The sequence below is a fragment of the Burkholderia sp. BCC0397 genome (assembly GCF_902832865.1).
Taxonomy (GTDB): Bacteria; Pseudomonadota; Gammaproteobacteria; order Burkholderiales; family Burkholderiaceae; genus Burkholderia.
In genome coordinates, this window is the sequence record NZ_CADFDL010000018.1 from 20867 (window position 1) to 47423 (window position 26557).

The window sequence follows — 26557 nt, forward strand, 5'->3', positions numbered from 1 at the left end:
GTGATGAGAAGGCGGGATAGAGGTGGCTGGCTTGACTCGGCTCGATCATGAATGGCGCGGTCCGAACGTTCCGCGCTTCAATGCGCGCTCGATGTCCTCGAGACTGCGACCGCGCGTTTCCGGCACCATGAAGTAGATGAACACCCAGGCGAGCGCGTTGAGACACGCGTACGCCCACATCGCACCGCCGACACCGAGCCATTTGGTCACGGTCAGCGCAGTCCCGGTCAGCAGCAGGTTCGAGCCCCATAACATCGCGGCGTGCGCGCCGGTGGCCTGGTTGCGAATCGCGACGGGGTAGATTTCCGCGCCGGTCAGCCAGCCGATGACCTGGATGCCGCCGGCGTTGAACACCATGAACGCGATCAGGCTGGCGACGATCCACAGTTGCTGCATAGGCGAAACGAAGTCGCCGCGCAGCAGGCAGCCAAGCAGGACGAGGCTGGCGGCTGCAACGGGCAGAGTCGCAAGGCTGAGCGTGCGGCGGCCGACATGGTCGACGATCAGCTTGCCGATGAAGGTCATCACGAGATAGGTGATGGCGACGCCGAGTGCGGCCCAGAGCGATGCCGATGCGCCGAACCCCGCGTCGCGAAGGAACGTCGGCGTGTAATAGATCATCATCTCGATGCCGCTGAGCTGGGTGAACGCGGCGACGCCGAGGCCCGCGACGAGGGCGGGGCGTACCCAGGGCTCGCGCATCGTGCGCCAGCCCGATGTCGCGCTGCTCTGCTGTCGCTCGACCACATCCCGAATATCGGCAATCTCGTGTCGGACGGCTGCCTGAGATTCCCGCACCTTCGACAGCTCGCCATGTGCGTCGGCCACGCGATCCTGCTCGACGAGCCAACGCGGGCTGCGCGGCAGTCGGGTCATGCCGACCATCAAGATCACCGACGGGACGATCGCGATACCGATCATCGCGCGCCAGGGAAACAGGTCGTTCCCCGCGACGCCGATCAATGCCGCGAGCAGGATGCCGATGCCGATCGATACGTTGAAGTAGGTGACCAGGCGACCGCGCTTGTCCGGCTCCGCGAGTTCCGCGATGTAGGTCGGCACGATCTGCGTCGAGCCGCCGACCGCGAATCCGAGCACGAGCCGGGACGCGGCGAGGGACCACACGTCGGGCGATAGTGCGGCAGCCAGCACGCCGACCGCATAAATCGCCGAGACGATCGTAATGGTCTTGCGGCGTCCGAATGCGGCCGACATGCGGGTGCCGGCCAGCGCACCGATCACCGCACCGAGCAGGATCGCCGCGGCGACGAGCTCCTGTGCGCGGTAGTCGAGGGCGAAGTCTCGCGCGATGAGGGGCAGCGCGCCCGAAATGATGCCGGTGTCGTATCCATAGAGCCCGCCGGCGATCGCCGCGACCGATGCGACGGTCCGCATGTAGGCGGATGGGGTGGACCCGGCGCGGCTCGCGGGGGTGTCGGGAAGGGCGGAATCAGAAGCCATGACGGTTTTCCTCGTGATGCTGTTCGTCGCACGGCGAACGAACGCGCAGCGTGACGGCATGTGCCTACTGCGGTAAAAGGCGCCCCCGCATGGGTGGCAACGCCTCGCTGAAGTCGGGCGCAGAAGGGCGCAGACGGACGCTCAGGCGAGCGCGTGGACGCGGCCGGGCGGCATGCTGCCGCGTCGGGCAAATGGAACGCGCCGATGGGGTGGACTTCCGGTTTGTATCCGGGGTGATTGCTGGGTCATGTCGGTCACCGAGTGGGGAAACCGCTCGCGGCCCATCCAAACCGGTTTGGATCGAGGGCGCGACGATTCCTCTGGTTGAGCACGATCTGGAGCCGCACTTTGGAGTAAGGCGCCAGTGTCTCCTCTGGCGCTTCACGGCCTGCGTCGCAGGCGAACGATTCCGCCGTTGCCGGGTGGAATCGTGACGGTATTTCGGCGGACCAATAGGGTCGGGTGCCGAAAAAGGGGATGCCAGCCGAGCGGGGCTGGCCGGCTAGGGGCTCGTGACGAGATCTACGGGGAGCATGTCGCCCGAGTTATGAACAATTATCCATAAACAGAGCAAAAGATCAAGTTTGCGAAATTATGTGCGGGACTGCCTCACAGAATCTGCGTCGTGAACGCGCTTGCATTCAACGTCGTCGCGACGGGGATCGCCACGTGAACGACGCGTCACGGCGAGCCGCACGGCAAGGGCATCGGGACTGGACGATGCCGGGATCCGCGCTTGTCACGTGCGGTCGAGCATCTTGATCGCCGCGGCGGCCGCCCCCGCACGGGTTTCGACATGCAGCTTGCGGAACAGGTGTTCGAGATGCTTGTTCACCGTGCGCGGGGCGATGCCCAGAATGTCGCCGATATCGCGGTTCGTCTTGCCGTGCGACACCCAGAGCAGTACCTCGGCCTCCCGCAGGGTCAGGCCGAAGCGCTCGGCGAGCGCATTGCAATGCACGGTGTCGTCTCTTTCCTTGAGGATGACGATCCATTTGCCCGGTTCCGGACCGAGCGTCGCACTGGCCGAGCGGCGTATCGGGCCCGAGCTGAATTCGTGCACGGCGTCGCCGTGGGCGCCGCGCGCGAGCCAGTCGATGAACCAGGTGCGCAGCGGCGCAGGCAGCTTCGGGGGCGCATCGGTATCGTGTGCGTTCGTGGTTTGCGCGGCACCGGCGGGGGCGTCATGCGCAGCCGTGTAGGCAGCGATATGATGCGCAGCCTGCGGACTCTGCCACCGAATCGTGCCGTCCGCGCCGACGATCAGCGCCGCGCGCGTGTCGAGCGACAGTGCCGCCTCCGCGTACAACTGGGCGCGTGAACGCCGCACGTGGGCGCCGATGCGCGCGCACAATTCCTCGGGCTGCACCGGCTTGGTCACGTAGTCGATGCCGCCGACGCGAAAGCCGCGTACGACGTGCTCACTCTCCGTCAACGCAGTCATGAAGATCACGGGCAGATGCTCGTGCCGTCCGTCCTGCTTGATACGCAGGCATGTTTCGAAGCCGTCCATGTCGGGCATCATTGCGTCAAGCAACACCACGTCGGGCGTCACGCGCGCGAGGCGTTTGAGCGCGTCCTCGCCGGACAGCGCGACGATCACCGCGTAGCCGTGCGCCTGCAGCGTATCGGAAAGAAAGGCGAGGTTCTCCGGCGTGTCGTCGACGATCAGGATCACCGGCCGTTCGCGCAGCCGCGCGGCCGGGTCGTCGACGATCGGTGAGGCCGCGATCGTGGTGTGCGCGTCACGCGTCCGCGCCGCGTGCGAGTCGGTCAAGTTCATGCTCGAGTTCCCTTAGCTGAAAACGTTCCGCCAACGAGCGCAACGCGGCGATTTGATCCCGCAACGCGGGCCAGGTCTCGTGGGCGGCGTCGAGCTGTTCGATCACGCCTTGCACGTAGCCGACTTCGAGATGCGCATGCAGCTGTTCGACGAGCTCGCGTGGCCACACGGCGGGGGTGAGCGGCTGTGTCGCGGCCGGCGTGCTCGCGCGGGTGTCGGATGCAATCCACTCGAGTGCAAGCAGTTGTGCAAGCTTGTCGAGCAGCAGGTTCACCTGCAGCGGTTTCACCAGATAACCCTTGCATCCGGTTGCGCTCGCGCGATCACGGTCATCGGCGAACGCGTTGGCGGAGAGCAGAACGATGGGCGCGTTCGACAACTGATTCTCGGAGATCAGGCGGCTGGTTTCGTAGCCGTCCATCAACGGCATCGAAATGTCCATGAGGATCGCGTCCGCCGTGTGCATCGCCAGCCAGCGCAGCGCATCGGTGCCGCTGGCCGCTTCAGCGACGTCGAAGCCGAGCGGCGTGAGCAATTGCACGACGATGTCGCGCTGATCGTCGAGGTCGTCGACCACGAGAATGGCGCGGCGCGCACCCGTATAGCCGCGAATCGACGCGAGTTCGGCGTGGGTTTCGGCCGCCGCGTCGACGGCGGGGGCGAACAGGCGTACCACGAAGCGCGTGCCGTGCCCGACTTCGCTGTCCACTTCCAGGCTGCCGCCGAGCGCTTGCGTGAGCAGGCGGCAGATCGTGAGCCCGAGACCGGCGCCGTGATCGTACGCATGGGCCGCTTCGCCGCGTTCGAACGGCAGGAACAGGCGCTCCATTTCGGCGGGCGGGATACCGGGGCCGGTATCGATCACCTCGAATTTGAGTGTATCGAGCGCGTGACTCACGCGCAGTGTGATCGCGCCGCTCGACGTGAAGCGGATCGCATTGCCGATCAGGTTGGTGAGGATCTGACTCATGCACTTCTGGTCGGTGCGCACGGTGGCGGGCAGCCGGCCGACCGTCTGCACGTCGAATGCGAGCGCTTTCTCGAGCGCCTGCGGACGCAGCATCGACGTCAGGTGCGCGACGAAATCGGCGAGGGATACCTTGGCGATGTTCAACTGAAGCTTGCCCGCCTCGATGCGCGCGATGTCGAGCAGGCCGTCGACGAGCGCGAGCAAATGCTCGCCGCTGCGATGGATCGTGCGCACGGCGTTGTAGCGCGTGGGCGTGAGTTCTTCCTTCGCCTGCAGCAGCAATTGCGTGTAGCCGAGAATGCTGTTCAGCGGCGTGCGCAACTCGTGGCTCAAGCCGGACACGTAACGGCTCTTGGCCTGATTGGCCGATTCTGCGGCGGCGGTCGCGCGCTTGAGCGCCGCGTCGGTTTTCTGATGCGCGTCGATTTCGAGCATCAGCAATTCGTTTTGCCGCTGCGACTCCTCCTGCGTGACGCGGCGGTTTTCGCGCTCCAGCACGAACCACCAAGCCGCGATGCAGCCCACCAGCGAGAGCGCGAGAAAGATATTCAGAAAACTGCCCGAGAGCGCATGGCCGATCGCCGGCCCGGCGGCGCTCATCGACGTCGCGCTCTGCGACCAGATCAGATAGAGCACGCTGCCCAGCACCGCGAGCATGGCGAACACGAGGCTCGCATAGTGAATGAGGCGCAGCGCGGCGGGACCGAGTCGCGCGCCTGGCAGCACGCGATGCAGCGCGCGGTCGGCCTGCGACGCGAAGCGCGCATGCGGTTTGCAGCGATCGTGGCAGCGCGAGTCGAGCGAGCAGCACAGCGAGCAGATGGTGCCGCCATAGGCCGGGCAGTGCGCCGTATCATCGGGTTCGAAGGTGTTTTCACAAATCGCGCAGCGCAGCGAGGTGGCGTCGCCGGTCGGTTGCGCGGCGCGGGCAATGTAATAGCGACCGCGCGTGAGTACCGCGAGCACGGGCGCGCACGCGAACGCCGCACCGAACGCGATGAACGACGACATCGCCTGGGCGAGCACGCCGAACAGGCCGCTATGCGCGAGCATCGCGACGGCGGCTGCGATCAGCATCGCGCCGACGCCCACGGGATTCACATCGTAGAGATGCGCGCGCTTGAACTCGATATGTCGCGGGCTATAGCCGAGCGGCTTGTTGATGACGAGATCGGCGAACAACGCGCCGATCCACGCAATCGCGATGTTCGCGTAGAGCGACAGCACCTTGGCGATCGCATCGAACACGCCCATTTCCACGAGCAGCAGCGCGATCATGACGTTGAACACGAGCCATACCACGCGGCCCGGATGACTGTGCGTGAGCCGTGCGAAAAAATTGGACCAGGCGAGCGAGCCCGCATAGGCATTGGTCACGTTGATCTTCAACTGCGAGACGATCACGAACAGCGTCATCGCGGGCAGCGCCCAGCTCGCGAGCCCCAGCGGATCGAGCAGCAGATGATAGGCGACGAGGTACATCTGCGTCGGCTGGGTTGCGTGGCTGGCATCGACTTCGTACTGGAGCGCGATGAAGGCGAGAAGGGCGCCGCCCAGCATCTTGAGCGCGCCGGGCACGATCCAGCCCGGCCCCGTCGACAGCAACGCGAACCACCAGCGCGTGCGGTTCTTCGCGGTGAGCGGCGGCAGGAAACGCAGATAGTCCACCTGTTCACCCACCTGTACGATCAGCGCAAACACGACCGTCGAGGCTTGACCGAAGGCGATCAGGCTGAAAGCGCGGCCTTGCGGCGCGAAGCCCGCGAAGGTGGTCCATTGCGCGATCAGGTCGGGATGGCGCCACAGCACGGCGGCGTAGGGCAGCACGAACAATACGAGCCACAGCGGCTGCGTCCAGCTCTGCAGGCGGTTGATCAGCGTGATGCCGAACATGACGATCGGAATCACCACGAGCGAACTCACGACGTAGGCGATCGCCAGGGAAATATGGAAATAAAGCTGGAGCGCAAGCGACATGATGGCCGCTTCGAGCGCGAAAAAAATGAACGTGAACACCGCGTACAGCAGCGAAGTGACCGTCGAGCCGATATAGCCGAAGCCCGCGCCGCGCGTGAGCAGGTCCATGTCCACGCCGTAGCGCGCCGCGTAATAGCTGATGGGCAGGCTGGTGAGCCAGATCAGCACGGAGACGGCCGCAATGGCCCAGAACGCGTTCGTGAAGCCGTAGTTGACGACGAGACTGCCGCCTATCGCCTCCAGCACCAGAAACGACACCGCGCCGATCGCCGTATTGGCCACGCGCAGCTCCGACCAGCGCCGGAATGAGCGCGGCGTGAAGCGCAGCGCGTAGTCCTCGAGGGTTTCGTCGCCGACCCAGGCGTTGTAGTCGCGGCGCACCTTGACGATGCGTTGCGTACCGGGCGCGCCCACTGATGGGTGACTCTGGGACATGACGATGATCCGAATTGGTGCGAAAGCGGCGCGAGCGGGGCGCGAACGGCATGACGGCGGACCGCGCCGCTCAGGATCGCCCTGCAATGCAAATTACATTCCAGTACGCGTGCCGGGAATACGTCGATTGACGTATTTCGATCGTCAAATTGGCTTCCTACATTGCGTCCAACCTCGACCCAGCCCGCAGCGACCCGCGCCGGGCACCCGATAAGGAGAACGTGATGTCCGCAGACGATCGATTCGATGACGATGCCCGGATGCCTTCGCCGCTGCGCCGGAAAATGCTCGGCGGTCTCGCCGCCGCGCCGCTGATGGCGCTGGGCCTGCCGCGCGGCGCGTTGGCGCAAACGCCGCCCACGGCGAAAGTCAACACCACGGGCCTCGCGGTCACGGACACCACGGTGACGGTCGGCCAGCTCCACTCGGCCACGGGCACGATGGCGATTTCCGAAACCGGCTCGATCCAGGCCGAACGCCTCGCCATCGAGCAGATCAACGCGATGGGCGGCGTGCTCGGCCGCAAGGTGCGGATCATTCAGGAAGACGGCGCCTCCGACTGGCCGACCTTCGCCGAAAAGTCGAAGAAGCTGCTGGAGAACGATCACGTCGCGGCGGTGTTCGGCTGCTGGACCTCGGCCTCGCGCAAGGCGGTGCTGCCGGTGTTCGAGAAGGACAACGGCCTGCTGTATTACCCGACCTTCTACGAGGGCCTCGAACAGTCGAAGAACGTGTTCTACACGGGCCAGGAAGCGACCCAGCAGATTCTCTGGGCGCTCGACTGGGCGTCGAACGCGAAGAAGGCCAGGACCTTCTTCCTGATCGGCTCCGACTACATCTGGCCGCGCACGTCCAACAAGATCGCACGCCGCCATATCGAACAGCATCTGCACGCGAAGGTGGTGGGCGAGGAGTATTACCCGCTCGGCACGACCGAGTTCGCGTCGCTGATGAACAAGATCAAGCTCGCGCGCCCGGACTGCATCTTCGCGACCGTGGTGGGCGGCTCGAACGTGGCGTTCTACAAGCAGCTCAAGGCCGCGGGCATCACGCCGCAGAAGCAGTTCCTGCTGACGCTGTCGGTGACCGAGGACGAAGTGCTCGGCATCGGCGGCGACAACTTCGCGGGTTTCTATTCGTCGATGAAGTACTTCCAGTCGCTCGATAACGAGAACAACAAGAAGTTCGTCGCGGCGTTCAAGGCGCGCTACGGCCAGAAATCGGTGATCGGCGACGTGACGCAGGCCGCCTATCTCGGCCCGTGGATCTGGAAGGCCGCATGCGAGCGCGCGGGCAGCTTCGACGTGGACAAGGTGGTCGCGCATTCGGCCGGTATCGACGTGGCGAACGCGCCGCAAGGCTACGCGAAGGTCGATGCGAACCATCACCTGTGGAGCCGCTCGCTGATCGGTCAGGGCCAGGCGGACGGCCAGTTCAAGGTCGTCGCGCAGTCGGAGCAGCCGATCCAGCCGAATCCGTTCCCGAAGGGCTACATGTAATCCGTCAACCGCAGCGGCGCGGCGGCCGATGACGCCGCCGCGCGAGGAGCGTTCGATGTCCGCTACCGATATTTTCAACATCACGCTGATGCAGGGCTTCGCCGGTCTGAGCCTCTTCAGCGTCCTGCTCCTGATGGGGCTCGGGCTCGCCGTGATCTTCGGCCAGATGGGCGTGATCAACATGGCGCATGGGGAATTCATGACGATCGGCGCCTATACGGTCTACCTGTTTTCGTGGTTTTCGCAGAACGTCTGGCACGCGCTCACGCCCGTGTATTTCTTCTTCGCGATTCTTGCGGCGTTCGCGCTGGCCTTCGCGGCGGGCTGGCTCGCCGAATGGGCGCTGATCCGCCATCTCTACAAGCGCCCGCTCGACACGCTGCTCGCCACCTGGGGCCTGAGCCTCGGCATGCAGCAGGTGTTCCGCTCGACCTTCGGGCCGAAGGAAGTGAGTCCGGCGCTGCCCGACTGGCTGATGGGGTCGTGGGAGCCCGCGCCCGGCCTCGACATTCCGGTGAGCGGCATGTTCGTGATGGGCCTCGCGCTGCTGATGACGGGCGGCCTGCTGCTCGCGCTCTATCGCTCGCGCTGGGGCTTGCGCGTGCGCGCCACGGTCGCGAACCGGCCGATGGCGAACGCGGCGGGCATCAACACGCGGCGCACCGACCGCATGACGTTTGCGATTGGCTGCGGCATCGCGGGCGTGGCGGGCGCGGCCTTCACGGCGATCGGCTCGACGGGACCGACGAGCGGCTCGCTCTATATCGTCGATTCGTTTCTCGTCGTGACGTTTGGCGGCGCGGCGAGCCTGCTCGGTACCGTGGCGTCGGCGTTCGGCATCGCGCAGATGCAGTCGATCAGCGAGTTCTTTCTGTCCGGCTCGATTGCGCGCGTGCTCACGCTGCTCACCGTCGTGGTGATCCTGATGCTGCGTCCGCAGGGTCTGTTCGCCTCGAAGGTGCGGCGAGTTTAAGCGCGCGTTCATGCACAAGCCTCATTCACAGCTTCATTCGACTGGAGAGATGGACATGGAACCCATCCAACCCGCGGCGGGCGGCGTATCCCCGCGATCCGGCCCGGGCGCGCCGCCGGCCGGCTGGCGCGCGTGCGTCGCGCGGCTCGACGCCTCCGGCTACGCGGGCATCGTGCTGCTCGCGCTGCTTATCGTGGTCGTGTTTCCGCTCGCGCTCGACACGTTCCGCCTGAACCTGATGGGCAAGTACCTGACCTATGCATTCGTGGCGCTCGGCCTCGTGATCGCGTGGGGCTACGGCGGCGTGCTCAGTCTCGGCCAGGGCGTGTTCTTCGGCCTCGGCGGTTACGCGATGGCGATGTTTCTCAAGCTCGAGGCATCCGATCCGGCCGCCACGCACACGCAGACCACGCCCGGCATTCCCGACTTCATGGACTGGAACCAGCTCACCGCGCTGCCCGCGTGGTGGAAGCCGTTTCATTACTTGCCGTTCTCGATCCTCGCGGTGCTCGTCGTGCCGACGGCGCTCGCCTTCGTGATCGGCTACGCGATGTTCAAGCGGCGCGTGGGCGGCGTGTACTTCGCGATCATCACGCAGGCCGTTGCACTGATTCTCTCGGTGCTCATCATCGGCCAGCAAGGCTATACGGGCGGCGTGAACGGCATCACCGACCTGCGCACGCTGCTCGGCTGGGACATCCGCACCGATCACGCGAAGCTCGTGCTGTATTTCGTGAACGCCGCGCTGCTGATCGGCGCGCTGCTCGCCTGCCGCTGGGTTCAGCGCAGCAAGCTCGGCACGCTGCTGCTTGCGATGCGCGACAAGGAAGACCGCGTGCGCTTCTCCGGCTACGACGTCGCCATGTTCAAGGTGTTCGCGTTCTGTCTCGCGGCGATGCTCGCGGCCATCGGCGGTGCGATGTTCACGCTGCAGGTGGGCTTCATGTCGCCGTCGTTCGTCGGCATCGTGCCGTCGATCGAAATGGTGATCTACGCGGCCATTGGCGGGCGCATGTCGCTGGTCGGCGCGGTGTATGGCGCGATTCTCGTCAATCTCGGCAAGAGCTGGTTCTCGGAGAGCTTTCCGAACCTCTGGCTCTATCTGATGGCGGCGATGTTCATCGGCGTGGTGATGGTGTTTCCGAACGGGCTGGCGGGCCTCTACGACGAGCATGTGCGCCCGCGCGTGCGGCGGCTGCTCGGCGCGGCGAACGAGGAGGCGTGAAGCATGAGCAATACCGACTTTCTGCTCGCGATCGAAGACCTGACCGTGTCGTTCGACGGCTTCAAGGCGATCGATTCGCTCAATCTCTATCTCGAACGCGGCGAGCTGCGCGTGGTGATCGGCCCGAACGGCGCGGGCAAGACCACGCTGCTCGATCTCATCTGCGGCAAGACGAAGGAAACGGCGGGCAGCATCAAGTTCCGCAACGAGGAAATCACGCATCTCGCGGAATTCCGCCGCGTGCGCAAAGGGATTGGCCGCAAGTTCCAGACGCCGTCGATTTACGAAAACCTGAGCGTGGCGCAGAACCTCGAAGTGTCGTTTCCGCGCGGACGCAGTGTGTTTGGCGCGCTTGCCTATCGCGAGGATGCCGAAGTGGCCGATCGCGTGCGCGACGTGGCCAATGAAATCGGCCTCGCCACCGCGCTCGATCTGGAAGCGGGGCTGCTTTCGCACGGCCAGAAACAGTGGCTCGAAATCGGCATGCTGCTCATGCAGGATCCTGAACTGCTGATGCTCGACGAACCGATTGCGGGCATGAGCGTGCGCGAGCGCGAACTGACCGCCGATCTGCTCGACCGCATCTGCCGCAACCGCTCGATGATCGTGATCGAACACGACATGGCTTTCGTCGAACGCATCGCGCACAAGGTCACGGTCATGCATCAGGGGAAGATTCTCGCGGAAGGGCCGATGGCGCAGGTGCAGGCCGATCCGCGCGTGATCGACGTCTATTTGGGCCACTGAGTCGGCAACCGAACGACAACACGGAGAACACATCATGCTGGAAGTCGACGATCTCGTCGTCAGCTACGGCCAGAGCGAAGTGCTGCACGGCATCGGCTTTTCCGTTGCGCAAGGCGAAAGCGTGGCCGTGATGGGCCGCAACGGCATGGGCAAGACGACGCTGTTCAAGGCGCTGATCGGCATGCTGCCCGCCAATCGCGGCACGGTGCGCGTGGCCGGCGCCGACGTTTCGAAGGACGAGAGCTACCGCCGCGTGTCGAGAGGCATCGGCTACGTGCCGCAAGGGCGGCAGATTTTCGCGTCGCTGACCGTCGAGGAAAACATTCAGACGGGCCTCGAAAACGCACAGAGCCAGCGCGTGCCCGACGAACTTTACGCGTTGTTTCCCGTGCTGTTCGACATGAGAAAGCGCAAGGGCGGCAATCTCTCGGGTGGCCAGCAACAGCAGCTCGCGATCGCGCGCGCGCTCGCGACCGACCCGAAAGTGCTGCTGCTCGACGAGCCGACCGAAGGCATCCAGCCGTCCGTCATCAAGGACATCGCCAAGGCGCTCAACCAGATTCGCACCAGCCGCAATATCGCCATCGTCGTTTCGGAGCAGGTGTTGAGCTTCGCGCTCGACGTGGCCGACCGCCTGTTCGTGATCGAGGGCGGCCGCTTCGTGCACCAGAGCACGCGCGATGCGGGCGACACCGACCGCATCCGCGAATACCTGTCCGTCTGAGCGCGGTGCGGCGTTCGCGCGCCGCGCCGTATGTCAATCCGCAAACCCAGGAGTGAACGCCATGCCCGAGACTCTCATCAAGGTCGATCTGAACCAGTCGGCCTACGAAAACGAACAGGTGCACAACCGCTGGCACCCGGACATTCCGATGGCCTGCTGGGTCAAGCCCGGCGACGATTTCATCCTCGAAACCTACGACTGGACCGGCGGTTTCATCAAGAACGACGACAGCGCCGACGACGTGCGCGACATCGACCTGTCGATCGTGCACTTTCTCTCCGGCCCGGTGGGCGTGCACGGCGCGGAGCCCGGCGACCTGCTGGTGGTCGATCTGCTCGACATCGGCGCGAAGGCCGAAAGCCAGTGGGGCTTCAACGGCTTCTTTTCGAAGACGAACGGCGGCGGCTTTCTCACCGATCATTTCCCCAGTGCGCAAAAATCGATCTGGGATTTTCACGGGGTCTATACGAGCTCGCGCCATATTCCGGGCGTGAATTTCGCGGGCCTGATTCACCCGGGCCTGATCGGCTGCCTGCCCGATCCGACACTGCTGGAAACCTGGAACGCGCGCGAAACCGGCCTGATCGCGACCGAGCCCGATCGCGTGCCGCCGCTCGCGAATCCGCCGTTCGCGGCCACCGCGCACATGGGCAAGCTCGCCGGCGAGGCGCGCGACAAGGCCGCCGCGCAGGGCGCGCGCACGGTGCCGCCGCGCGAGCATGGCGGCAATTGCGACATCAAGGATCTGTCGCGCGGCTCCAAGGTGTTTTTCCCCGTCTACGTGGATGGCGCGGGGCTTTCGGTCGGCGACCTGCACTTCAGCCAGGGTGACGGCGAGATCACGTTCTGCGGCGCGATCGAAATGGCCGGCTGGGTGCATATGCGCGTGAGTCTCATCAAGGGCGGCATGGCGAAATACGGTATTCGCAACCCCGTCTTTCAGCCCAGCCCGATCACGCCAAACTATAACGATTACCTCATTTTCGAAGGCATTTCCGTCGACGAGCAGGGTGGCCAGCATTATCTCGACGTCACCACCGCGTATCGGCAGGCGTGTCTGAACGCCATCGAATATCTGAAGAAATTCGGTTACTCGGGCGCGCAAGCGTATTCGCTGCTGGGCTGTGCGCCGGTGCAAGGGCATATCAGCGGCGTGGTGGACATTCCGAACGCGTGCGCGACCTTGTGGCTGCCCACGCAGATCTTCGACTTCGACATTCGCCCGAATGCCGACGGCCCGATCCAGCACATCCAGGGCAGCGTGGATCTGCCGTGTTCGCCGGATCTCGCGAAGGCGTGAGCGACCCACTGAAATGACGCAGGAACAGGAGGTTGTCATGCCAATCTACGACTTCGAGTGCGCAAACTGCGGGCCGTTCTCCGTCATGCGCCGCATCGCGGATCGAGAAAAACCGTGCTGCTGTCCCGACTGCGGCGCAGAAGGCGGACGCGTCATCAGCGCGCCATCGCTGGCGCTGATGGGAGGGGCGCGCCGCGCCGCACACGCGACCAACGAGCGTGCCGCGCACGCGCCGCGTCAGTCCGGCGACGGGCCGCCGCTGCGCCATCGCGCCGGTTGCAGTTGCTGCTCGGGCGGCGCGGCGAAGCTCGCCGGCGCGGCGCCGGACGGCCTCAAGCGGCCGGCGGGACGGCCGTGGATGATTAGTCACTAAGGTGTGCCGCGCGCGAGCCGATGCCCGGAAGCAGCGGCCGTCGCGCGCGGCGTCAACGTGTTCGAGGAGGAAGCGCTATGCGACATGGTGATATTTCGAGTAGCCGCGATTGTGTGGGTGTCGCGGTGGTCAACTACAAGATGCCGCGTCTGCACACGAAGGCGGAGGTGCTCGACAACGCGCGCCATATCGCCGACATGGTGGTCGGCATGAAGCAGGGTTTGCCGGGCATGGATCTCGTGGTGTTTCCCGAGTATTCCACGCACGGCATCATGTACGACCGCCAGGAGATGTTCGATACGGCGTCCACGATTCCCGGCGAAGAGACGGATATTTTCGCGGCGGCGTGCCGCAAGGCCAACGTGTGGGGCGTGTTCTCGATCACGGGCGAGCGCCACGAGGCGCATCCGCGCAAGGTACCGTACAACACGCTCGTGCTGATCGACAATCGCGGCGAGATCGTGCAGAAGTATCGCAAGATCATGCCGTGGACGCCGATCGAAGGCTGGTATCCGGGCGACCGCACCTACGTGACGGACGGGCCGAAGGGCCTCAAGATCAGCCTGATCATCTGCGATGACGGAAATTATCCGGAGATCTGGCGCGACTGCGCGATGAATGGCGCGGAGCTGATCGTGCGCTGCCAGGGCTATATGTACCCGGCGAAAGAGCAGCAGGTGATGGTCGCGAAGGCCATGGCGTGGATGAACAACACCTACGTGGCCGTGGCCAACGCCACGGGCTGGGACGGCGTGTATTCGTACTTCGGCCATTCGGCGATCGTCGGGTTCGACGGGCGCACGCTCGGCGAATGCGGCGAGGAGGAAATGGGCGTGCAGTATGCAGAGCTGTCGCTCGGCATGATTCGCGACGCGCGGCGCAACATGCAGTCGCAGAACCATCTCTACAAGCTGCTGCATCGCGGCTATACCGGCACGATCAATTCCGGCGATGGCGCGAATGGCGTCGCCGAATGTCCATTCGGCTTCTATCGCGACTGGATTGCGGATCCCGACGCCACGCGTCGCCGCGTCGAAGCGCTCACGCGTGCAACGCCTGGCACGCCGGAGTGCCCGATCGAAGGCATTCCGCACGAGGACTGAGTACGCGCGCCGTGGACATCGGGCGTTCATCGTGCGGCAAGGGCAGCCACTCCATTCAGTGGCGGCCCCTTTTTCGCAATCGCCCTCAGACCCTCCACGGCTTCCCGCGATGAACCTCGTTTTCTGCGGCAGCAAGGAAGTTTTCAATGATTCGTGCAACGTCGGTCGGGGCCTCCAGCGGTGCCAAATGGCCGACACCAGGAAGAACGTGCATGGTCGCCTGCGGAATACGCGGCAGCAGTTCCATCCGTAATGTGGCCACGCGATCCACCTGGTCCAGTTCCCCGGAGATGACGATCGTCGGAACGTCGATCGAAGCGACCGCTGCACTGATATCTTCGCGCATCGCCACGTCCGGCCAGGCAGCTTTGGCCTGCGGCGCAGCCTTCAGGCTATCCTCGATGACCATTTCGCGGCAGGCGGCGTCGAGCGGTCTGGCGGTAAGTACGTGGTCGATCACGAATTCGACCGACTCGCGCGATTGATAGGCGCCCGTCAGCGTCGCACGTTCTTCCACGGAAAGCAGCATCGGTGACGGTGGGGATGGCGCGACGAGCACAAGACCTTGAAGCCCGGTCGGGCGTCGCGACGCGATGAACTGCGCGACCTTGCCGCCCATGGAATGACCGACGAGTACGTAGCGTTGCAAGCCTAAGGTCTTGATGATGCCCTCGGCGTCCGCCGCGAGATCGGCAATACCGTAGCCATCCGCTGGTGCATCCGACTTTCCCCAGCCCCGATGGTCAATGGCAACAGTGCGATATCGGCTTGATAACTGGTCTGTCACGCGCTGCCATGTCCGCGACGAGCCGCCGTAGTAATGCAGGAACACCAGGGCCGGCTCGCCCTGGCCGGCTTGGGTGACGTGGATTCGCGTGCCATTCACTTCAATTTCCATTTGCGCTACCTCTTCTCGGATTGATGGGTGAATCGTAGCGTCGAGCCTGCAATTCGATAATTGCGCGTAGGGTGGCGGCAGTCGATAATGTCGTTATCGAATCAGGTTGATGCGAAATGGACCGATTGACCAGCCTTGGCGTGTTCGTCGCTGCGGTCGAAGAGGGCAGTCTGGCTGCGGCCGCGCGGCGCTTCGGGTTGTCGCCGGCGATGGCCGGAAAACACGTGAGCGCGATCGAGGCGCAACTGAATGCGCGACTTCTACAACGCACCACGCGGCGCTTGAGTCTGACCGATATCGGTCAGACGTACTACGCTCGCAGCAAGCAAATTCTGGAAGCGTTTGAAGACGCCAACCGGGAAGCGCACGATTCGCAACGCACGGCGCGCGGCGTTCTGCGCATTGCGGCGCCTGTCACGTTCGGTGCGATGCACTTGGGCGAGGTCACTGCCCGCTATATCGAGGACCACCCGCAGGTCAACGTGGAAGTGCTTCTCGGTGACCGCTATGTCGACCTCCTGGAAGCCGGTATTGACGTCGCAATCCGAATTGGGAAGCTGCAGGACAACGGGCTCGTTACACGTCGCATCGCACCATGTCGAATGGTCATATGCGCGTCACCCGCGTACATCGAGCGGCATGGAACGCCGCGTAGGCCAGGTGATCTGCTTCATGCACAGCGGCTCGTCTTCAGCGAAGCCGTCTCGGCCGGAGATTGGACATTATTCGATGCGAAAAACCGAGCGCATGTTATCGAAGGACCCTGTCGAATCGCTGCCAACAACACCCAAATGCTTCTGTCTGCCGCGTTGGCGGGCGCCGGCGTCGCGTACGGCCCGACTTTCGTCTTCGGGGAGCATGTGCGACGTGGCGAGCTCGTAGCGCTACTGCCAAACTACCGAGCAACGGAGTTGACGATACAGGCGGTCTACCCGAGTGCACGGCGCATACCGCTTAAAGTTCGACGGTTCGTCGACTACCTGACTGCAGCGTTCGGTAACGAGCCGCCTTGGGATCGAAGTATGGAAGGGTAGGCGAAGCTGCTCGGCCGCTCGCGCGGGCAAGGCTTCTACCTCAAAATGCAATTGCGTTTCGACGAGATGCAGTGAGAGCCTTCACATGCCTTTGCGCTCGATGGGCGACTCGTTGTACGTCATGTTCCGAGTGCCGACATCAAATAATCGATCACCACCCGGACTCGCGTCGGTACGCGTCGGCCTGCTGGATAGACGAGGTGGATTGCCATCCGTTCCGGCTGAAACTCAGGCAGCAGGACCTCGACTTGTCCGGTATCGATTTCCGCTTCGAAGAGCCATCGTGGCGCCTGAGCAATGCCGAGCCCATGCAGTACCGCGGCGCGCACCTGCTCTGCGTCACCTGTCAAGAAAGACCCCCGTGGAACGCGACGAACAGTTTCCCGTCCGACCTTGAAGTGCCAAGGGCGGCGCTCGCGGTTTCGAGCGAAGACGACGCCAGTATGTCCGTCCAGATCGGCCAGCCCGGTAGGCCTGCCTTTAGCCGCGATATAGCCCGGACTGGCCACGAGCAGCGATTCCGTCTCTGATAGTTTTCTCGCCGTAAGCGAGGAATCCACCAGTGGCCCATGGCGGATTGCCAGATCCAATCCTTCCCCGACCAGGTCGACCTGTCGCTCGGATACGGACAATTCGAGCGCAACGTGCGGATATTGTCGAAAGAACCCGGGAAGTAGCGGCGTCACGCACAGGCGGCCGTAGGCAGGCGCCGTCGTCAATCGAACCAGTCCTTGTGGTGCTTGCTGTCGCGTCCCGACCGATGACTCCAGCGAATCGAAGCCCTCCATCCAGGGCTTGGCCGACTCATAGAACGCGTGGCCCGCCGCAGTGATCACCACCTGACGCGACGTTCGCAACACCAACTGAGCGCCGAGATACGCTTCCAGCGCGGCAATCTGCTTGCTTACGGTCGGTTGTCCAATGCCTTCCTCTCGCCCCACGGCGGAAAAACTGCCGCATTCGACGAGTCGAACAAACAGGCGAATTGCATCCAGGCGATCCATGAGTATGTGTATCGATCCATGCTGTATCGGAATCGATGGTATGCCGGGAGGCTGCGTTTCGACAACAGGAGGACTTGTTTAAGTTACAGCCTGTGCAGTTACCGCCGCCACTGTTTACCGCTGGAGAAACGCGTCATGAAAGCGATTTGCGTGACCCCTGAACGCTCGTTGGAAGTACGGGATATCCGGCCGCCGGGCCGGCCAGAAGCAGGCCATGTGCTGATCGACATGGAGGCATCTGCCATCAACCATGGCGACAAGATATTTCTGCGTATGCGTGCCGACGATGGCAAAGCGCTCGCGGCGAGCCAGTACGACGTGTGGGGCGCTTCCGGCGCCGGGACGGTGGTGGCGACAGGCGCCGGCGTCCCCGCGCGTTATATGGGTAGACGCGTCGCTATCTACCGCTCGCTGAACCGTGGCTCGTACAACATCGGGCTTTGGTGCGAAACAGCGCAGGTGCCATATACGAGTTGCCTGATCTTGCCCGAACACGTCGGCGCACGGGACTATTGCGGGTCGCTCGTGAACGCGATGACGGCCTATGCGTTTCTCGAAACGATTGCCGAGGCTGGGCACCGGGGCGTGATTGCCACGGCGGGGAACTCGGCAACCGGGCTAGCGCTCGCAGTACTCGCCCGTCGGAGAAATATGCCGGTCATCTCCATGGTGAGGAGCCAGGCGGCGCAGGAAGCGCTGCAACGCCGGGGTATCGAGCATATCGTGCGCGCCGATGAAGACTTCACCGACACACTCGGAAAGCTGTCCGCCGAGCTTGGAACGACGGCTGTATTCGATGGCGTGGGCGGTGCGCTGACCGGCCAGATGGCAGCCTGCCTGCCGATGCGCTCGTCGGTATATTTCTACGGCACGATGGCCGGACCGGTTCCGTTTTCCGTGTCGGCATCGCTCTTCATGATGAAAGATCTGTCGATGCAGCGTTTCAGCAATTTCGAGAGCCGGACGGTGAGGGAGCATGAAAGGTTGGTGGCTGCGCTGAGTGCGCTCGAGGGCATGATCGGCGACTCCATGTTCAGGACGCGCCTCGGTCAGGAATTCAGCTTCGATCTGATCGACGATGCCATGGCCTACGAATCCGTCGACGGACGAAAGGCGATCCTGATAAGCCAATCGTAAAGCGTCAATGGGTCGTATCAGTTCCGTGTTCGCCCCCTCGATGCCTGCCACGCTATGGTCGGGAAGCCGGCGTTTCGTGGAATCGAGAAGTCGGTGGGCGAATGTCCGTTCGGCGTAGCATCGGACACTTGCCCCCCGACGTTGCAAGCCCCACGTTGCAACTGTCGTTACGGCTGCAAATTCGCGGCGAAGGTCCGGCCGACCACGCTCGAGATGAAGTCGATCACCGCGCGAATCGGCGGCGCATGCCTGAGATCGGCATGTACAACCAGCCAGATTTCACGAGAGAACGACTCCCCATCGAACGGCAGGCGTTGCAGATCAGGATCGCTGTCACCCATGAATATTGGCAACCCGGCTACGCCAACTCCCGTTCGGGCCGCCACCTGCTGCGTCGTGATGTCGCTGACTTCGCAAACGATCGGGCGACCTTGAGCAATCGACTCGAGCCATTTCTGGTGCGGCATTTCCGCGAATTGCGCTTCATAGCCAATGAATGCCCAATCGGCGGGGGTGGTCGCGTGCGCATATCCGTGGCTCGCATATAGCCCGAACGTCATCTCACCAAGCTTGCGCGTGACGTTTTGTGGTTCGTCGGGGCGAGCGAGGCGCACCGCAAGATCCGCTTCACGGCGGCCGAGCGAGATTCGCTGCGCCTGACTGGCCATCGACAGCCGAATGCCCGGGTGTAATCGAGCAAATTCACGAAGGTGATTCGCGAAGAGGTTGTTCGCGAGCACCGGCGGCACGCTCAAGGTCACGATGCCGTGCATCGGCATGTGCTCCGCCAGCGCAAGGCGCTCGATCGCAAACGCGTGCGCTTCCATCTGCTCGGCGAATTGCAGAATCTGCCTGCCCGCCGACGTTGGTCGGCACGCGCGCGGCAATCTGTCGATCACACGTAACTGCAGTTCAGCTTCGAGTGCGCTGATGCGACGACTGACCGTCGCATGATCGATACTCAGTCGTCGCGCCGCGGCAGAGAGACTGCCGGTTTGCGCAACGGCAATGAAGCAGCGAAGGTTTTCCCAGTCGAACATCGGTGCATTTTCTCCGGATTGCTGTGCGATTTTGCGGAATATTCGCACAGACCGCGATCCTCTACGCTTCGACCTTCCCAATTCAAAGGATTGTCGATGCCGTCACCCTCCAAACATCACGCGTTGCTGGTTCAAGTGGCGGCATGCCTCGGCTTTGTCGTCGTTCTGGTCGACGTCAGTGTCGTCAACGTCGCGCTCGACACGTTGCGGACCGCTTTCGGCGCGGACGTCACGGACCTGCAATGGGTCGTCAATGCGTATGCGCTCGTTTTCGCGTCGTTGCTGCTGATCGCAGGCGCACTGGGCGACCGGCTTGGTGCAAAGCATGTGTTCATCGCAGGCTACGCGATATTCACGCTGTCATCGATCGGCTGCGGCCTGACGCAATCCATGCGGGCGTTGATCGAGTGGCGTCTCGTCCAGGGAATCGGCGCAGCGCTGCTAGTGCCGAATTCGCTGGCCGTTCTGCGTCTGGCGTTTCAGGATACGACGGCGCGTAGCCGGGCGATTGGCTGGTGGGGCGCGGGCGGTGGTATCGCGTTGGCCGCGGGACCGCTGGTGGGCGGGCTGCTCGTCGCCGGGATCGGCTGGCGCAGCATTTTTCTGGTCAATGTGCCCGTCGGTGTTGCAGGCATCTGGTTGACCTGGCGTTTCGCGCCTGAAACGAAAGCCCAACGTGGCAGGAGCCTGGACCTTCCCGGGCAGCTCACCGGTGCGTTCGCGCTGGCGGCGCTCACGTTCGCATCGACTGAAGTCAGCGCGCTGGGCTGGACCAGTCCTATCGTTCTCGGCGCCTTCGCGCTATGCATCGGGCTGAGTATCGTGTTCATTCGATTGGAAGCACGCAATCCGGCCGCGATGCTGCCGGCCGCGTTGTGGCAGGACCGGACCGTCCGCAGCGCGACGGTTATCGGCATGATCGCGAATCTGGTCTTCTACGGCATCGTCTTCACGTTAAGCCTGCTCTTTCAGTCCGTCTGGCACATGACACCCGTGCGCTCGGGCGTCGCACTCTTGCCGATGATGGGTATTTTGATGCTGATGAACATCGTTGCCGGGCGACTGGCGAGTCGGCTAGGCGCGCGGACGTTGGCGACGGTAGGCTTGCTGATTTCCGCAGCCGGCTATCTCGCGATGTGGCCGGCAATCGCCGCGGAATCTTTCTGGCTGCTTGCAGTGCCGATGCTGCTCGCAGGAAGTGGCATCGCCCTGACGATTCCCACTATTACCGCTGCGACGCTCACCGCCGTGAGTAGCGCACACTCGGGTGTTGCATCGGGATTGTTGAATGCTGCCCGTCAGGTCGGCGGCGTGATGGGCGTCGCGATATTCGGCTTCTTCGTTCGGCAGACAGCGTGGGTGCCGTTCATGCACGGGATGGAGCGGGCATTGGTCGTTTCGGTGCTCCTGCTGGTGGTCGGCGCCGCAACGGCCTGGCGAAATCTGGGCCACACACCGGCTGTGGCTCGAAGACAGAAGGGTCGTTCACCGTCCTGACGCTGACGATCGGGTGCCGGGAAGTCGTCGCACGAGTTGTGCCATGCCGGCCGACATGGCAGGATACCGCTTCGATCGCGCGGGGCCGCGTGGTGCGTGACGGGAATAAAAAAATGATGCTTTCGTGGCGATTGCGATGGTACGTGCTGACGACGGCGCGGGTGCTGCATCGGCACTGGCAGGCGCTATCCCTGAGTGTCCTGCTGTTGCTGCCCACCATGCCCGTGTTTGCACAGTCCCGCCTCCTGGGCGCACCCGTACTCGCACCTCTGGCCGCAGAGCATGGCTTCGAATGGCGGTTCGTCTGGGTGCATATGCTCGAAGCCATCGGCATGCTTTGGGTGCTGATCCAGCGTACGGCCATTAGCGGCGGCCCGTTCGCCGTCTTCGCCAAATCGTTGCCTGTTTCGGATCGGCGTCAGCGCACCCTGGATGCAGCCGTCGTGCTGATCGCCAGTACGCCGCTGCTGTTACCTGTCATTTCTGCGGCGATCGCGTTCGCTTACTTGCCGGACAAGGCCTCGAACTATCTGTACGTTACCGGTTTGATGACGATTACGCTTGGGTGGCAATTGGCCGTGCTGTCGCGCAATATCCGTAGCGGAACGCCGTTGGTGATTGCCAATTTCATTCTGATCGGCGCGCTGCAGACGGGTAGCACCGTGCGAACGACGCTGCTGGTGGCGTCGTTGATCATTGCTGCGTTCGCGTTGGTCCATATGCCTGCGGCATCCTCTTCGCATGCGAGGCAGTTCGGTACGACGTGGCGTCGACTGGCCGGTCACATGTCCGTCAATGCGGTACGTTGGCTTCCGGCGTTCGTAAAGCTTCAGCTCGGCATTCTGGGGTTTCACTTCGCAGGCACCGTCAGCCGCTGCGTACTCATGGGCGCGGTCGCTGTTTCCACTTGTTACGTGGCTCGCCTTTGGGATTTCGACACACGTGTCGTGCCCTTGACGCTGATCGCACAGGCCGTTATCGCGCTGATCGCGGCGGCGACCTATCGCGATTTGCGCGCGAGTCATGTTCGGGCGGCCCATTTTGTGCAATCGCTCCCACTGCGCGCGATTGTGCAGGTTCGTGCGGATGTACTGACGGTCACCGCGATCGCACTGCCATTTGCGGCCGCCGCGCCACTGCTTCTGGTCGTGCACGGCGTCCTGTCGATACACGTCGCTGTTGCCATCGTATTGGCCGGGGCGCCGCTGCTTGTGCTGCTGCGTTTTCCACAACGCTATGCGCCGAGAGAATCCGTATTGCTCGGCGTAATACTCGCCGTAGTCTGGATCGTCGCCGCATGGCAAATCTTCGTTTGATCGACCTTACGATGCTTCGAATTGAAAACATCCGCAAACGTTATGGCGAGCGCGTCATATTCCACGGGCTGCATCACAGGTTCGGGGCGGGGTGCGTGGCGCTTTGTGACGAGAACGGTAGCGGCAAGTCGACCTTGCTCGGCATCCTGGCCGGGACCGTCGATGCCGATGAAGGGGATGTCTGGATCAATGGTCATTCGCTACGTGAAGCGCCGCTCGACGCAAAGTCCTCGCTGGCGTACGTGCCCGACGACTGCATGGCGTATCCGTTCCAGACCGGCCGCGAGTTCCTCGAGCTCGTCGCGTCGACGAAGAAGACGGTAGTCGACCACGTCACGCTCGATCTGGCGCATCGTTTCGGGTTGGCGCCGCATCTGGAAAAGCGCTTCGAGCAGATGTCGCTCGGCACTCGCAAGAAGATTTTCTTGAGTGCCATCACACTCGGGAAAGCCTCGGTCGTCATTGCGGACGAGCCCAGCAACGGGCTCGACGCCGCTGCGCGCGGCGTCCTCATGGATCTGTTCCGCACGCTGGCAAAAGATCGGGTGGTGTTCTTTTCGAGTCATGATCTCGAGTTCACGGAAGGCTGCGGTGCGAGAACAATCAGTTTTGCCGATCTGGGTGCGGGGGGTACTGCGCGCATCTGACTCGCCGGTCACGTTTCAGTCTCATTTCATCCTTCCATATTTTTCTGACAAGAACAGGTCATCCGGCCCGCGAGGCACCACACCGCGATTGAGAGCGGGGATGCCTATGAAATAGCCTCTCGAAATCACGTCAAAGTTGGTAGTCAGGCAGAACGCCTCCTTTTGGTAAAGCCGTCGGACGTACCGCCAGATCCCGGAAAAGTCCCTCAGCCGATACTTGTGCAAGCGAAATGCAGTCGCGTAAACGTTGTCGTAACGGATCAGCAGGCTGAACAGCCACAAGTCGGCGATACTCAGCGCGTCGCCGGCCAGATACCGCTCATTGACCAGGGTCGCGTCCAGCCGGTGCAGGTAGTCGTAGACCTTGGCCACTTCGGCGTCGTACGAAGCCTGACCGTCTAGAAATCCTGACCGGTAGACTGCCGCATGCAGGTTGTAGAAAAGGTCCTGCTCGATCGCGACGTGATCGTCGCGGCGCATACGGGCGGCATTCAGCACGTCATCGTTACTGTCGTGTTCGCTGCCGAGGTCGAAGATGATCTTGTACGGCAACGTGTAAGGATCATTGCTGACTACCGAGTGCGTCTCCAGATCGACGAGCGCCGGCAATCGGTATTGCCGCGCGATCTGGACGATCACCGCGTCGGCCGCATCGAATGGCGTCCACACCAGCGCATTGGCGTCGTCGGACCGTGTATGCGACAGCTTGCCTTCCTCGACGCACAGGACGCCGACAGTATCGAGCAAACCCGCGCAGATAACGGCCAGCGCGAGTTTCTGCCCTGACGGCGCGACCGCCGAATAGACCAAGCTATAACGGTTTTTGCCGGCTTGCAGGCGACGCTCCATGAGCGGCGAACGAAAAATCTGCTGCGGTAGGATCGGCCCGCCGGGAATCCCCAGCACATAGCCTTCCGGTGGAAAGAAACAATCAGTTTTCATAAAGCGAGAATTGGTAGACGCCCTCGATCTCCAGCAGAAGGTCCGCGCGACAGATGTCGGACAGTAAAGCCGGAGCGAGATCCGCTCCCAGTTGGAAATGCTCACGAACCTGATCCGCCACGTAGCGCAGATCGCGCTCGTGCCGGACATAGATCTTCGCGGACTCGAAATGTCCGCCGTGGATCCGGCGGCCCTCGGTAATCAACTTCTGTCGGCCATTCTCGACCAGGGTTTCAATATTCTCGAACGTGATCTTCAATTGTTCGTCCACCGTCGAGCCGATGGTTTCGTGCGACCGGATACTCGCCGTTCCGGAGATGAAGAGGCGGGCCTCACCCACCAGCGCATGGATCGTGCCGCGCGCAAACGACTAGAATGTCATTAGAAATACAAAGGCATTCACGCCGTGACAACTCGATGGCTGACTGATATTCCCCGCCACGCCTGCAACGGCGCATGACAGATTACATCGAGGAAAGTTGAAATAGACGACAAGAAAACTCTCACGTTTCGGACGAGGTCGCTCGAAAAATGGGAGGCAGGTCGACCCTGAGATATCCCTCGGTATGAATGAAATTCGTTTTACTTGATTTTTATGATCGCCTGGGTGATCAAACTCTGTCAAGCTTTTTTCATTGCGGGGTGTGTTATTTTATCGAAAGATACATTACATATTCACCGAATTCGTCGAAATGAGATTTCAGATTATCCATTCATGATTTGGTCATTCAAAATAATTCCGACATTTAAATCAATTCAGCCGTTCTTTCACTAAGATGTGACGCCGTACTTTGTCGCGCGCGGCAATGTCTCGCCGGCGATGACTCGCTTGCAGACTTGAAATCAGGACGATGGGAAATGGCGGAACGTGAAAAGTGACCACGCCGGGTCGGCATGGCGCGAAACGCACCCTAGTGGGGCGAAAATCTTAGATCGGTTTATGCTGCGATTCCGGCGGGCGATTCGCATCAAATTTCGATTGACCCACCGATGGCCGCACCGAAGCCGCGCTGAGCAGGTTCCGGTGCGGGAGCCCGGGTGGTTAGAAGCGATGCAACAAGCCCATGCGATAGACCATCTGGTTGGGTCCTGACGACGTTCCGGCCGACGCGTCCACAATCTGTGCTTCGTCAAAGCTGGTCCCGGTATGCGCGCTGACGACATGCTGCCAGGCGCCTTGCAGATACAGCGAAGTGCGTTTGCTCAGGTCATAGTCGAGCATCAGGCCGATCTGGTGCCACTTGGGCACATATTTCGTGTCGGACGCGGACAGATGCGCCATGGTAAAAGTGTAGGCCGCTCCCAGCCACATGGCATGAGTGAAGTAGTACTGCGCGTTGAGTTCGAAGTTATCGAATTTCCACGCATTCCACGTCGCGCCATTCTGCAGGGTGGTATTGTCCATCCATGCATTGCCGCCGGGGTGATAGACATCGACATGGGACCACGCGGCGCCGACGAGTACGTGGGTAAACTGGTATGAAGCGGCTACGCCGATGTCCTGCTGCGACGACCCGTTGAAGAGGTCGCCACTGCTGACCGCGCCACCGGCCGCGAGCCCCGGATTGTTGAGCTTCAGATAGGACGCTGCCGCGGTCAGGTTGCCGTTCTGGTAGTTCAGCGTGGCGCCCCAGACGCGATTGTTCGAGAATCCGCCGGGCCGGTTGCTGAAGCCGTACATCGCTTCCGCGGTGAATCCACGGTATGTCGGGGTGACATACTTGACGGCATTGTTGACGCGGAAATCCCAATCCGTATTGTCATTGTCGAATGGGTGGGTATTGATGTCGCCCGCCCAGTTGCCAGCCGCCGTGATACTGCCGAAGCCGAGCGCATCGACGCTGGTATCGTACTGGCGTCCGAGCGTGAGCGTGCCATACCGTGAAGACGACAGGCCCACGAACGCCTGACGGCCGAACATGCTCGAATCCTGACCCAGCTTGCCGCTGTTCACGTTAAAGCCATTTTCGAGCTGAAAAATGGCCTTGTCGCCGCCACCCAGGTCTTCACTGCCTTTCAAGCCCCAGCGGCTGCCAAATGTGTCACCGCTCGACATCTGCCATGCGCTATGACCGCCTGCGTTGCTCGTGAAGTTGAGGCCTTCGTCTATCAGTCCATATAGCGTGACGCTCTGTTGTGCGTGCGCTGTACCTGCGAGCAGGAGTGCCGGCGCGAATACGAACCAGGACAATTTCATCGCTTGACGTTTCATTTAGTTCCTCTAATGGTGTGGACGGGTAGTCGGCGCTGGATGGCGCTGACTTCGGTGTTGTCCCGAAATGCGATCTCAACGGACGAGGCAGTGTAGGCAGAGGGAAAAACGGTCGCCGCACCGCGCGTGGAAAGACAATCTTTCAGTATTCGAAAGTGTCATGCGCCGATCGATGTCACGCGGAAAGATGGGGGGCTGTTGAGTTGCACTGCTATCGAACACTCTGCGATGTGTTGTTTTTATAATTTCCTCCGGTTGAC

General features: G+C 62.5%; 22 protein-coding genes. 13 read left to right on the top strand and 9 right to left on the bottom strand.

Annotation, left to right across the window (positions count from 1 at the left end; genetic code table 11):
* Positions 1-45: 45 nt before the first annotated feature.
* The 3 genes from HWX03_RS33275 to HWX03_RS33285 all read right to left on the bottom strand — a co-directional run bounded on the left by HWX03_RS33275 (position 46) and on the right by HWX03_RS33285 (position 6626).
* Positions 46-1461 (bottom strand): sugar porter family MFS transporter, encoded by a 1416-nt coding sequence (locus HWX03_RS33275; RefSeq protein WP_174430154.1) that lies wholly within the window; start codon positions 1459-1461, stop codon positions 46-48.
* Between the two features lie 739 nt (positions 1462-2200).
* Positions 2201-3139, bottom strand: coding sequence for a response regulator (locus tag HWX03_RS33280; protein ID WP_175874274.1), 939 nt, complete (start codon positions 3137-3139; stop codon positions 2201-2203).
* A 67-nt stretch (positions 3140-3206) separates the two neighbouring features.
* Positions 3207-6626 carry an ATP-binding protein gene (locus HWX03_RS33285; RefSeq protein WP_175874188.1) on the bottom strand — a complete coding sequence of 1140 codons (3420 nt, stop codon included), beginning with the start codon at positions 6624-6626 and terminating at the stop codon, positions 3207-3209.
* 224 nt (positions 6627-6850) lie between these two features.
* Here HWX03_RS33285 and urtA point away from each other — a divergent pair, with 224 nt between their 5' ends.
* The 8 genes from urtA (at position 6851) to HWX03_RS33325 (ending at position 14570) form a co-directional block, all read left to right on the top strand.
* The gene (urtA, locus tag HWX03_RS33290; RefSeq protein WP_175874189.1) at positions 6851-8125 is read left to right on the top strand and encodes an urea ABC transporter substrate-binding protein; all 1275 of its coding nucleotides are present in this window, start codon (positions 6851-6853) and stop codon (positions 8123-8125) included.
* A 55-nt stretch (positions 8126-8180) separates the two neighbouring features.
* Positions 8181-9098 (top strand): urea ABC transporter permease subunit UrtB, encoded by a 918-nt coding sequence (urtB, locus tag HWX03_RS33295; RefSeq protein WP_175874190.1) that lies wholly within the window; start codon positions 8181-8183, stop codon positions 9096-9098.
* 55 nt (positions 9099-9153) lie between these two features.
* Positions 9154-10323 carry an urea ABC transporter permease subunit UrtC gene (gene urtC, locus HWX03_RS33300; RefSeq protein ID WP_175874191.1) on the top strand — a complete coding sequence of 390 codons (1170 nt, stop codon included), beginning with the start codon at positions 9154-9156 and terminating at the stop codon, positions 10321-10323.
* Positions 10324-10326: 3 nt separating this feature from the next.
* The gene (urtD, locus tag HWX03_RS33305; protein ID WP_175874192.1) at positions 10327-11070 is read left to right on the top strand and encodes an urea ABC transporter ATP-binding protein UrtD; all 744 of its coding nucleotides are present in this window, start codon (positions 10327-10329) and stop codon (positions 11068-11070) included.
* 34 nt (positions 11071-11104) lie between these two features.
* Entirely contained in the window at positions 11105-11794 is a 690-nt protein-coding gene (urtE, locus tag HWX03_RS33310; RefSeq protein WP_174389254.1) for an urea ABC transporter ATP-binding subunit UrtE, read from the top strand.
* A 61-nt stretch (positions 11795-11855) separates the two neighbouring features.
* Positions 11856-13094 carry a formamidase gene (gene fmdA / locus HWX03_RS33315; RefSeq protein WP_174389255.1) on the top strand — a complete coding sequence of 413 codons (1239 nt, stop codon included), beginning with the start codon at positions 11856-11858 and terminating at the stop codon, positions 13092-13094.
* Positions 13095-13131: 37 nt separating this feature from the next.
* On the top strand, positions 13132-13467 hold the full coding sequence (locus HWX03_RS33320; RefSeq protein WP_175874275.1) for a zinc ribbon domain-containing protein: 336 nt from the start codon (positions 13132-13134) through the stop codon (positions 13465-13467).
* Between the two features lie 77 nt (positions 13468-13544).
* Complete coding sequence (locus HWX03_RS33325; protein WP_175874193.1) at positions 13545-14570, top strand: aliphatic amidase; 1026 nt, start codon at positions 13545-13547, stop codon at positions 14568-14570.
* 85 nt (positions 14571-14655) lie between these two features.
* Here HWX03_RS33325 and HWX03_RS33330 read toward each other — a convergent pair whose 3' ends face one another.
* A complete protein-coding gene (locus HWX03_RS33330; protein WP_175874194.1) occupies positions 14656-15468 on the bottom strand; it encodes an alpha/beta hydrolase in 813 nt (270 codons plus the stop codon).
* A gap of 116 nt (positions 15469-15584) precedes the next feature.
* Here HWX03_RS33330 and HWX03_RS33335 point away from each other — a divergent pair, with 116 nt between their 5' ends.
* On the top strand, positions 15585-16502 hold the full coding sequence (locus tag HWX03_RS33335; protein ID WP_175874195.1) for a LysR family transcriptional regulator: 918 nt from the start codon (positions 15585-15587) through the stop codon (positions 16500-16502).
* A gap of 119 nt (positions 16503-16621) precedes the next feature.
* Here the strand turns inward: HWX03_RS33335 and HWX03_RS33340 are convergent, their stop codons facing one another.
* Positions 16622-17506, bottom strand: a complete 885-nt coding sequence (locus tag HWX03_RS33340; protein ID WP_175874196.1) for a LysR family transcriptional regulator — start codon at positions 17504-17506, stop codon at positions 16622-16624.
* Positions 17507-17641: 135 nt separating this feature from the next.
* Between HWX03_RS33340 and HWX03_RS33345 the strand changes: the two genes are divergently transcribed.
* Positions 17642-18643 (top strand): zinc-binding dehydrogenase, encoded by a 1002-nt coding sequence (locus HWX03_RS33345; RefSeq protein WP_175874197.1) that lies wholly within the window; start codon positions 17642-17644, stop codon positions 18641-18643.
* 167 nt (positions 18644-18810) lie between these two features.
* On the opposite strand, the gene HWX03_RS33350 is transcribed toward HWX03_RS33345, so the two are convergent.
* Entirely contained in the window at positions 18811-19683 is an 873-nt protein-coding gene (locus tag HWX03_RS33350; protein ID WP_175874198.1) for a LysR family transcriptional regulator, read from the bottom strand.
* A 96-nt stretch (positions 19684-19779) separates the two neighbouring features.
* On the opposite strand from HWX03_RS33350, the gene HWX03_RS33355 reads away from it, so the two are divergent.
* From HWX03_RS33355 to HWX03_RS33365, 3 genes are all read left to right on the top strand, one after another.
* Complete coding sequence (locus HWX03_RS33355) at positions 19780-21180, top strand: MFS transporter (protein WP_175874199.1); 1401 nt, start codon at positions 19780-19782, stop codon at positions 21178-21180.
* A gap of 113 nt (positions 21181-21293) precedes the next feature.
* Positions 21294-22496, top strand: coding sequence for a hypothetical protein (locus HWX03_RS33360; protein ID WP_175874200.1), 1203 nt, complete (start codon positions 21294-21296; stop codon positions 22494-22496).
* 11 nt (positions 22497-22507) lie between these two features.
* A complete protein-coding gene (locus HWX03_RS33365) occupies positions 22508-23143 on the top strand; it encodes an ABC transporter ATP-binding protein (protein ID WP_175874276.1) in 636 nt (211 codons plus the stop codon).
* A gap of 21 nt (positions 23144-23164) precedes the next feature.
* Here the strand turns inward: HWX03_RS33365 and HWX03_RS33370 are convergent, their stop codons facing one another.
* The 3 genes from HWX03_RS33370 to HWX03_RS33380 all read right to left on the bottom strand — a co-directional run bounded on the left by HWX03_RS33370 (position 23165) and on the right by HWX03_RS33380 (position 26297).
* Complete coding sequence (locus HWX03_RS33370; RefSeq protein WP_175874201.1) at positions 23165-24049, bottom strand: glutathione binding-like protein; 885 nt, start codon at positions 24047-24049, stop codon at positions 23165-23167.
* A gap of 25 nt (positions 24050-24074) precedes the next feature.
* Positions 24075-24425 carry a hypothetical protein gene (locus tag HWX03_RS33375; protein ID WP_175874202.1) on the bottom strand — a complete coding sequence of 117 codons (351 nt, stop codon included), beginning with the start codon at positions 24423-24425 and terminating at the stop codon, positions 24075-24077.
* 702 nt (positions 24426-25127) lie between these two features.
* Entirely contained in the window at positions 25128-26297 is a 1170-nt protein-coding gene (locus HWX03_RS33380; RefSeq protein WP_175874203.1) for a porin, read from the bottom strand.
* Positions 26298-26557 lie beyond the last annotated feature (260 nt).

What these genes read in the sequence shown, in the direction of transcription:
- HWX03_RS33275 (WP_174430154.1), bottom strand. Translation starts at nt 1,461, where the DNA reads ATGGCTTCTGATTCCGCCCTTCCCGACACCCCCGCGAGCCGCGCCGGG.
- HWX03_RS33340 (WP_175874196.1), bottom strand. Translation starts at nt 17,506, where the DNA reads ATGGATCGCCTGGATGCAATTCGCCTGTTTGTTCGACTCGTCGAATGC.
- HWX03_RS33350 (WP_175874198.1), bottom strand. Translation starts at nt 19,683, where the DNA reads ATGTTCGACTGGGAAAACCTTCGCTGCTTCATTGCCGTTGCGCAAACC.
- HWX03_RS33335 (WP_175874195.1), top strand. Translation starts at nt 15,585, where the DNA reads ATGGACCGATTGACCAGCCTTGGCGTGTTCGTCGCTGCGGTCGAAGAG.
- fmdA (WP_174389255.1), top strand. Translation starts at nt 11,856, where the DNA reads ATGCCCGAGACTCTCATCAAGGTCGATCTGAACCAGTCGGCCTACGAA.
- HWX03_RS33355 (WP_175874199.1), top strand. Translation starts at nt 19,780, where the DNA reads ATGCCGTCACCCTCCAAACATCACGCGTTGCTGGTTCAAGTGGCGGCA.
- HWX03_RS33380 (WP_175874203.1), bottom strand. Translation starts at nt 26,297, where the DNA reads ATGAAACGTCAAGCGATGAAATTGTCCTGGTTCGTATTCGCGCCGGCA.
- urtB (WP_175874190.1), top strand. Translation starts at nt 8,181, where the DNA reads ATGTCCGCTACCGATATTTTCAACATCACGCTGATGCAGGGCTTCGCC.
- HWX03_RS33330 (WP_175874194.1), bottom strand. Translation starts at nt 15,468, where the DNA reads ATGGAAATTGAAGTGAATGGCACGCGAATCCACGTCACCCAAGCCGGC.
- urtD (WP_175874192.1), top strand. Translation starts at nt 10,327, where the DNA reads ATGAGCAATACCGACTTTCTGCTCGCGATCGAAGACCTGACCGTGTCG.
- HWX03_RS33365 (WP_175874276.1), top strand. Translation starts at nt 22,508, where the DNA reads ATGCTTCGAATTGAAAACATCCGCAAACGTTATGGCGAGCGCGTCATA.
- HWX03_RS33360 (WP_175874200.1), top strand. Translation starts at nt 21,294, where the DNA reads ATGATGCTTTCGTGGCGATTGCGATGGTACGTGCTGACGACGGCGCGG.
- urtA (WP_175874189.1), top strand. Translation starts at nt 6,851, where the DNA reads ATGTCCGCAGACGATCGATTCGATGACGATGCCCGGATGCCTTCGCCG.
- HWX03_RS33325 (WP_175874193.1), top strand. Translation starts at nt 13,545, where the DNA reads ATGCGACATGGTGATATTTCGAGTAGCCGCGATTGTGTGGGTGTCGCG.
- HWX03_RS33285 (WP_175874188.1), bottom strand. Translation starts at nt 6,626, where the DNA reads ATGTCCCAGAGTCACCCATCAGTGGGCGCGCCCGGTACGCAACGCATC.
- urtC (WP_175874191.1), top strand. Translation starts at nt 9,154, where the DNA reads ATGGAACCCATCCAACCCGCGGCGGGCGGCGTATCCCCGCGATCCGGC.
- HWX03_RS33345 (WP_175874197.1), top strand. Translation starts at nt 17,642, where the DNA reads ATGAAAGCGATTTGCGTGACCCCTGAACGCTCGTTGGAAGTACGGGAT.
- HWX03_RS33320 (WP_175874275.1), top strand. Translation starts at nt 13,132, where the DNA reads ATGCCAATCTACGACTTCGAGTGCGCAAACTGCGGGCCGTTCTCCGTC.
- urtE (WP_174389254.1), top strand. Translation starts at nt 11,105, where the DNA reads ATGCTGGAAGTCGACGATCTCGTCGTCAGCTACGGCCAGAGCGAAGTG.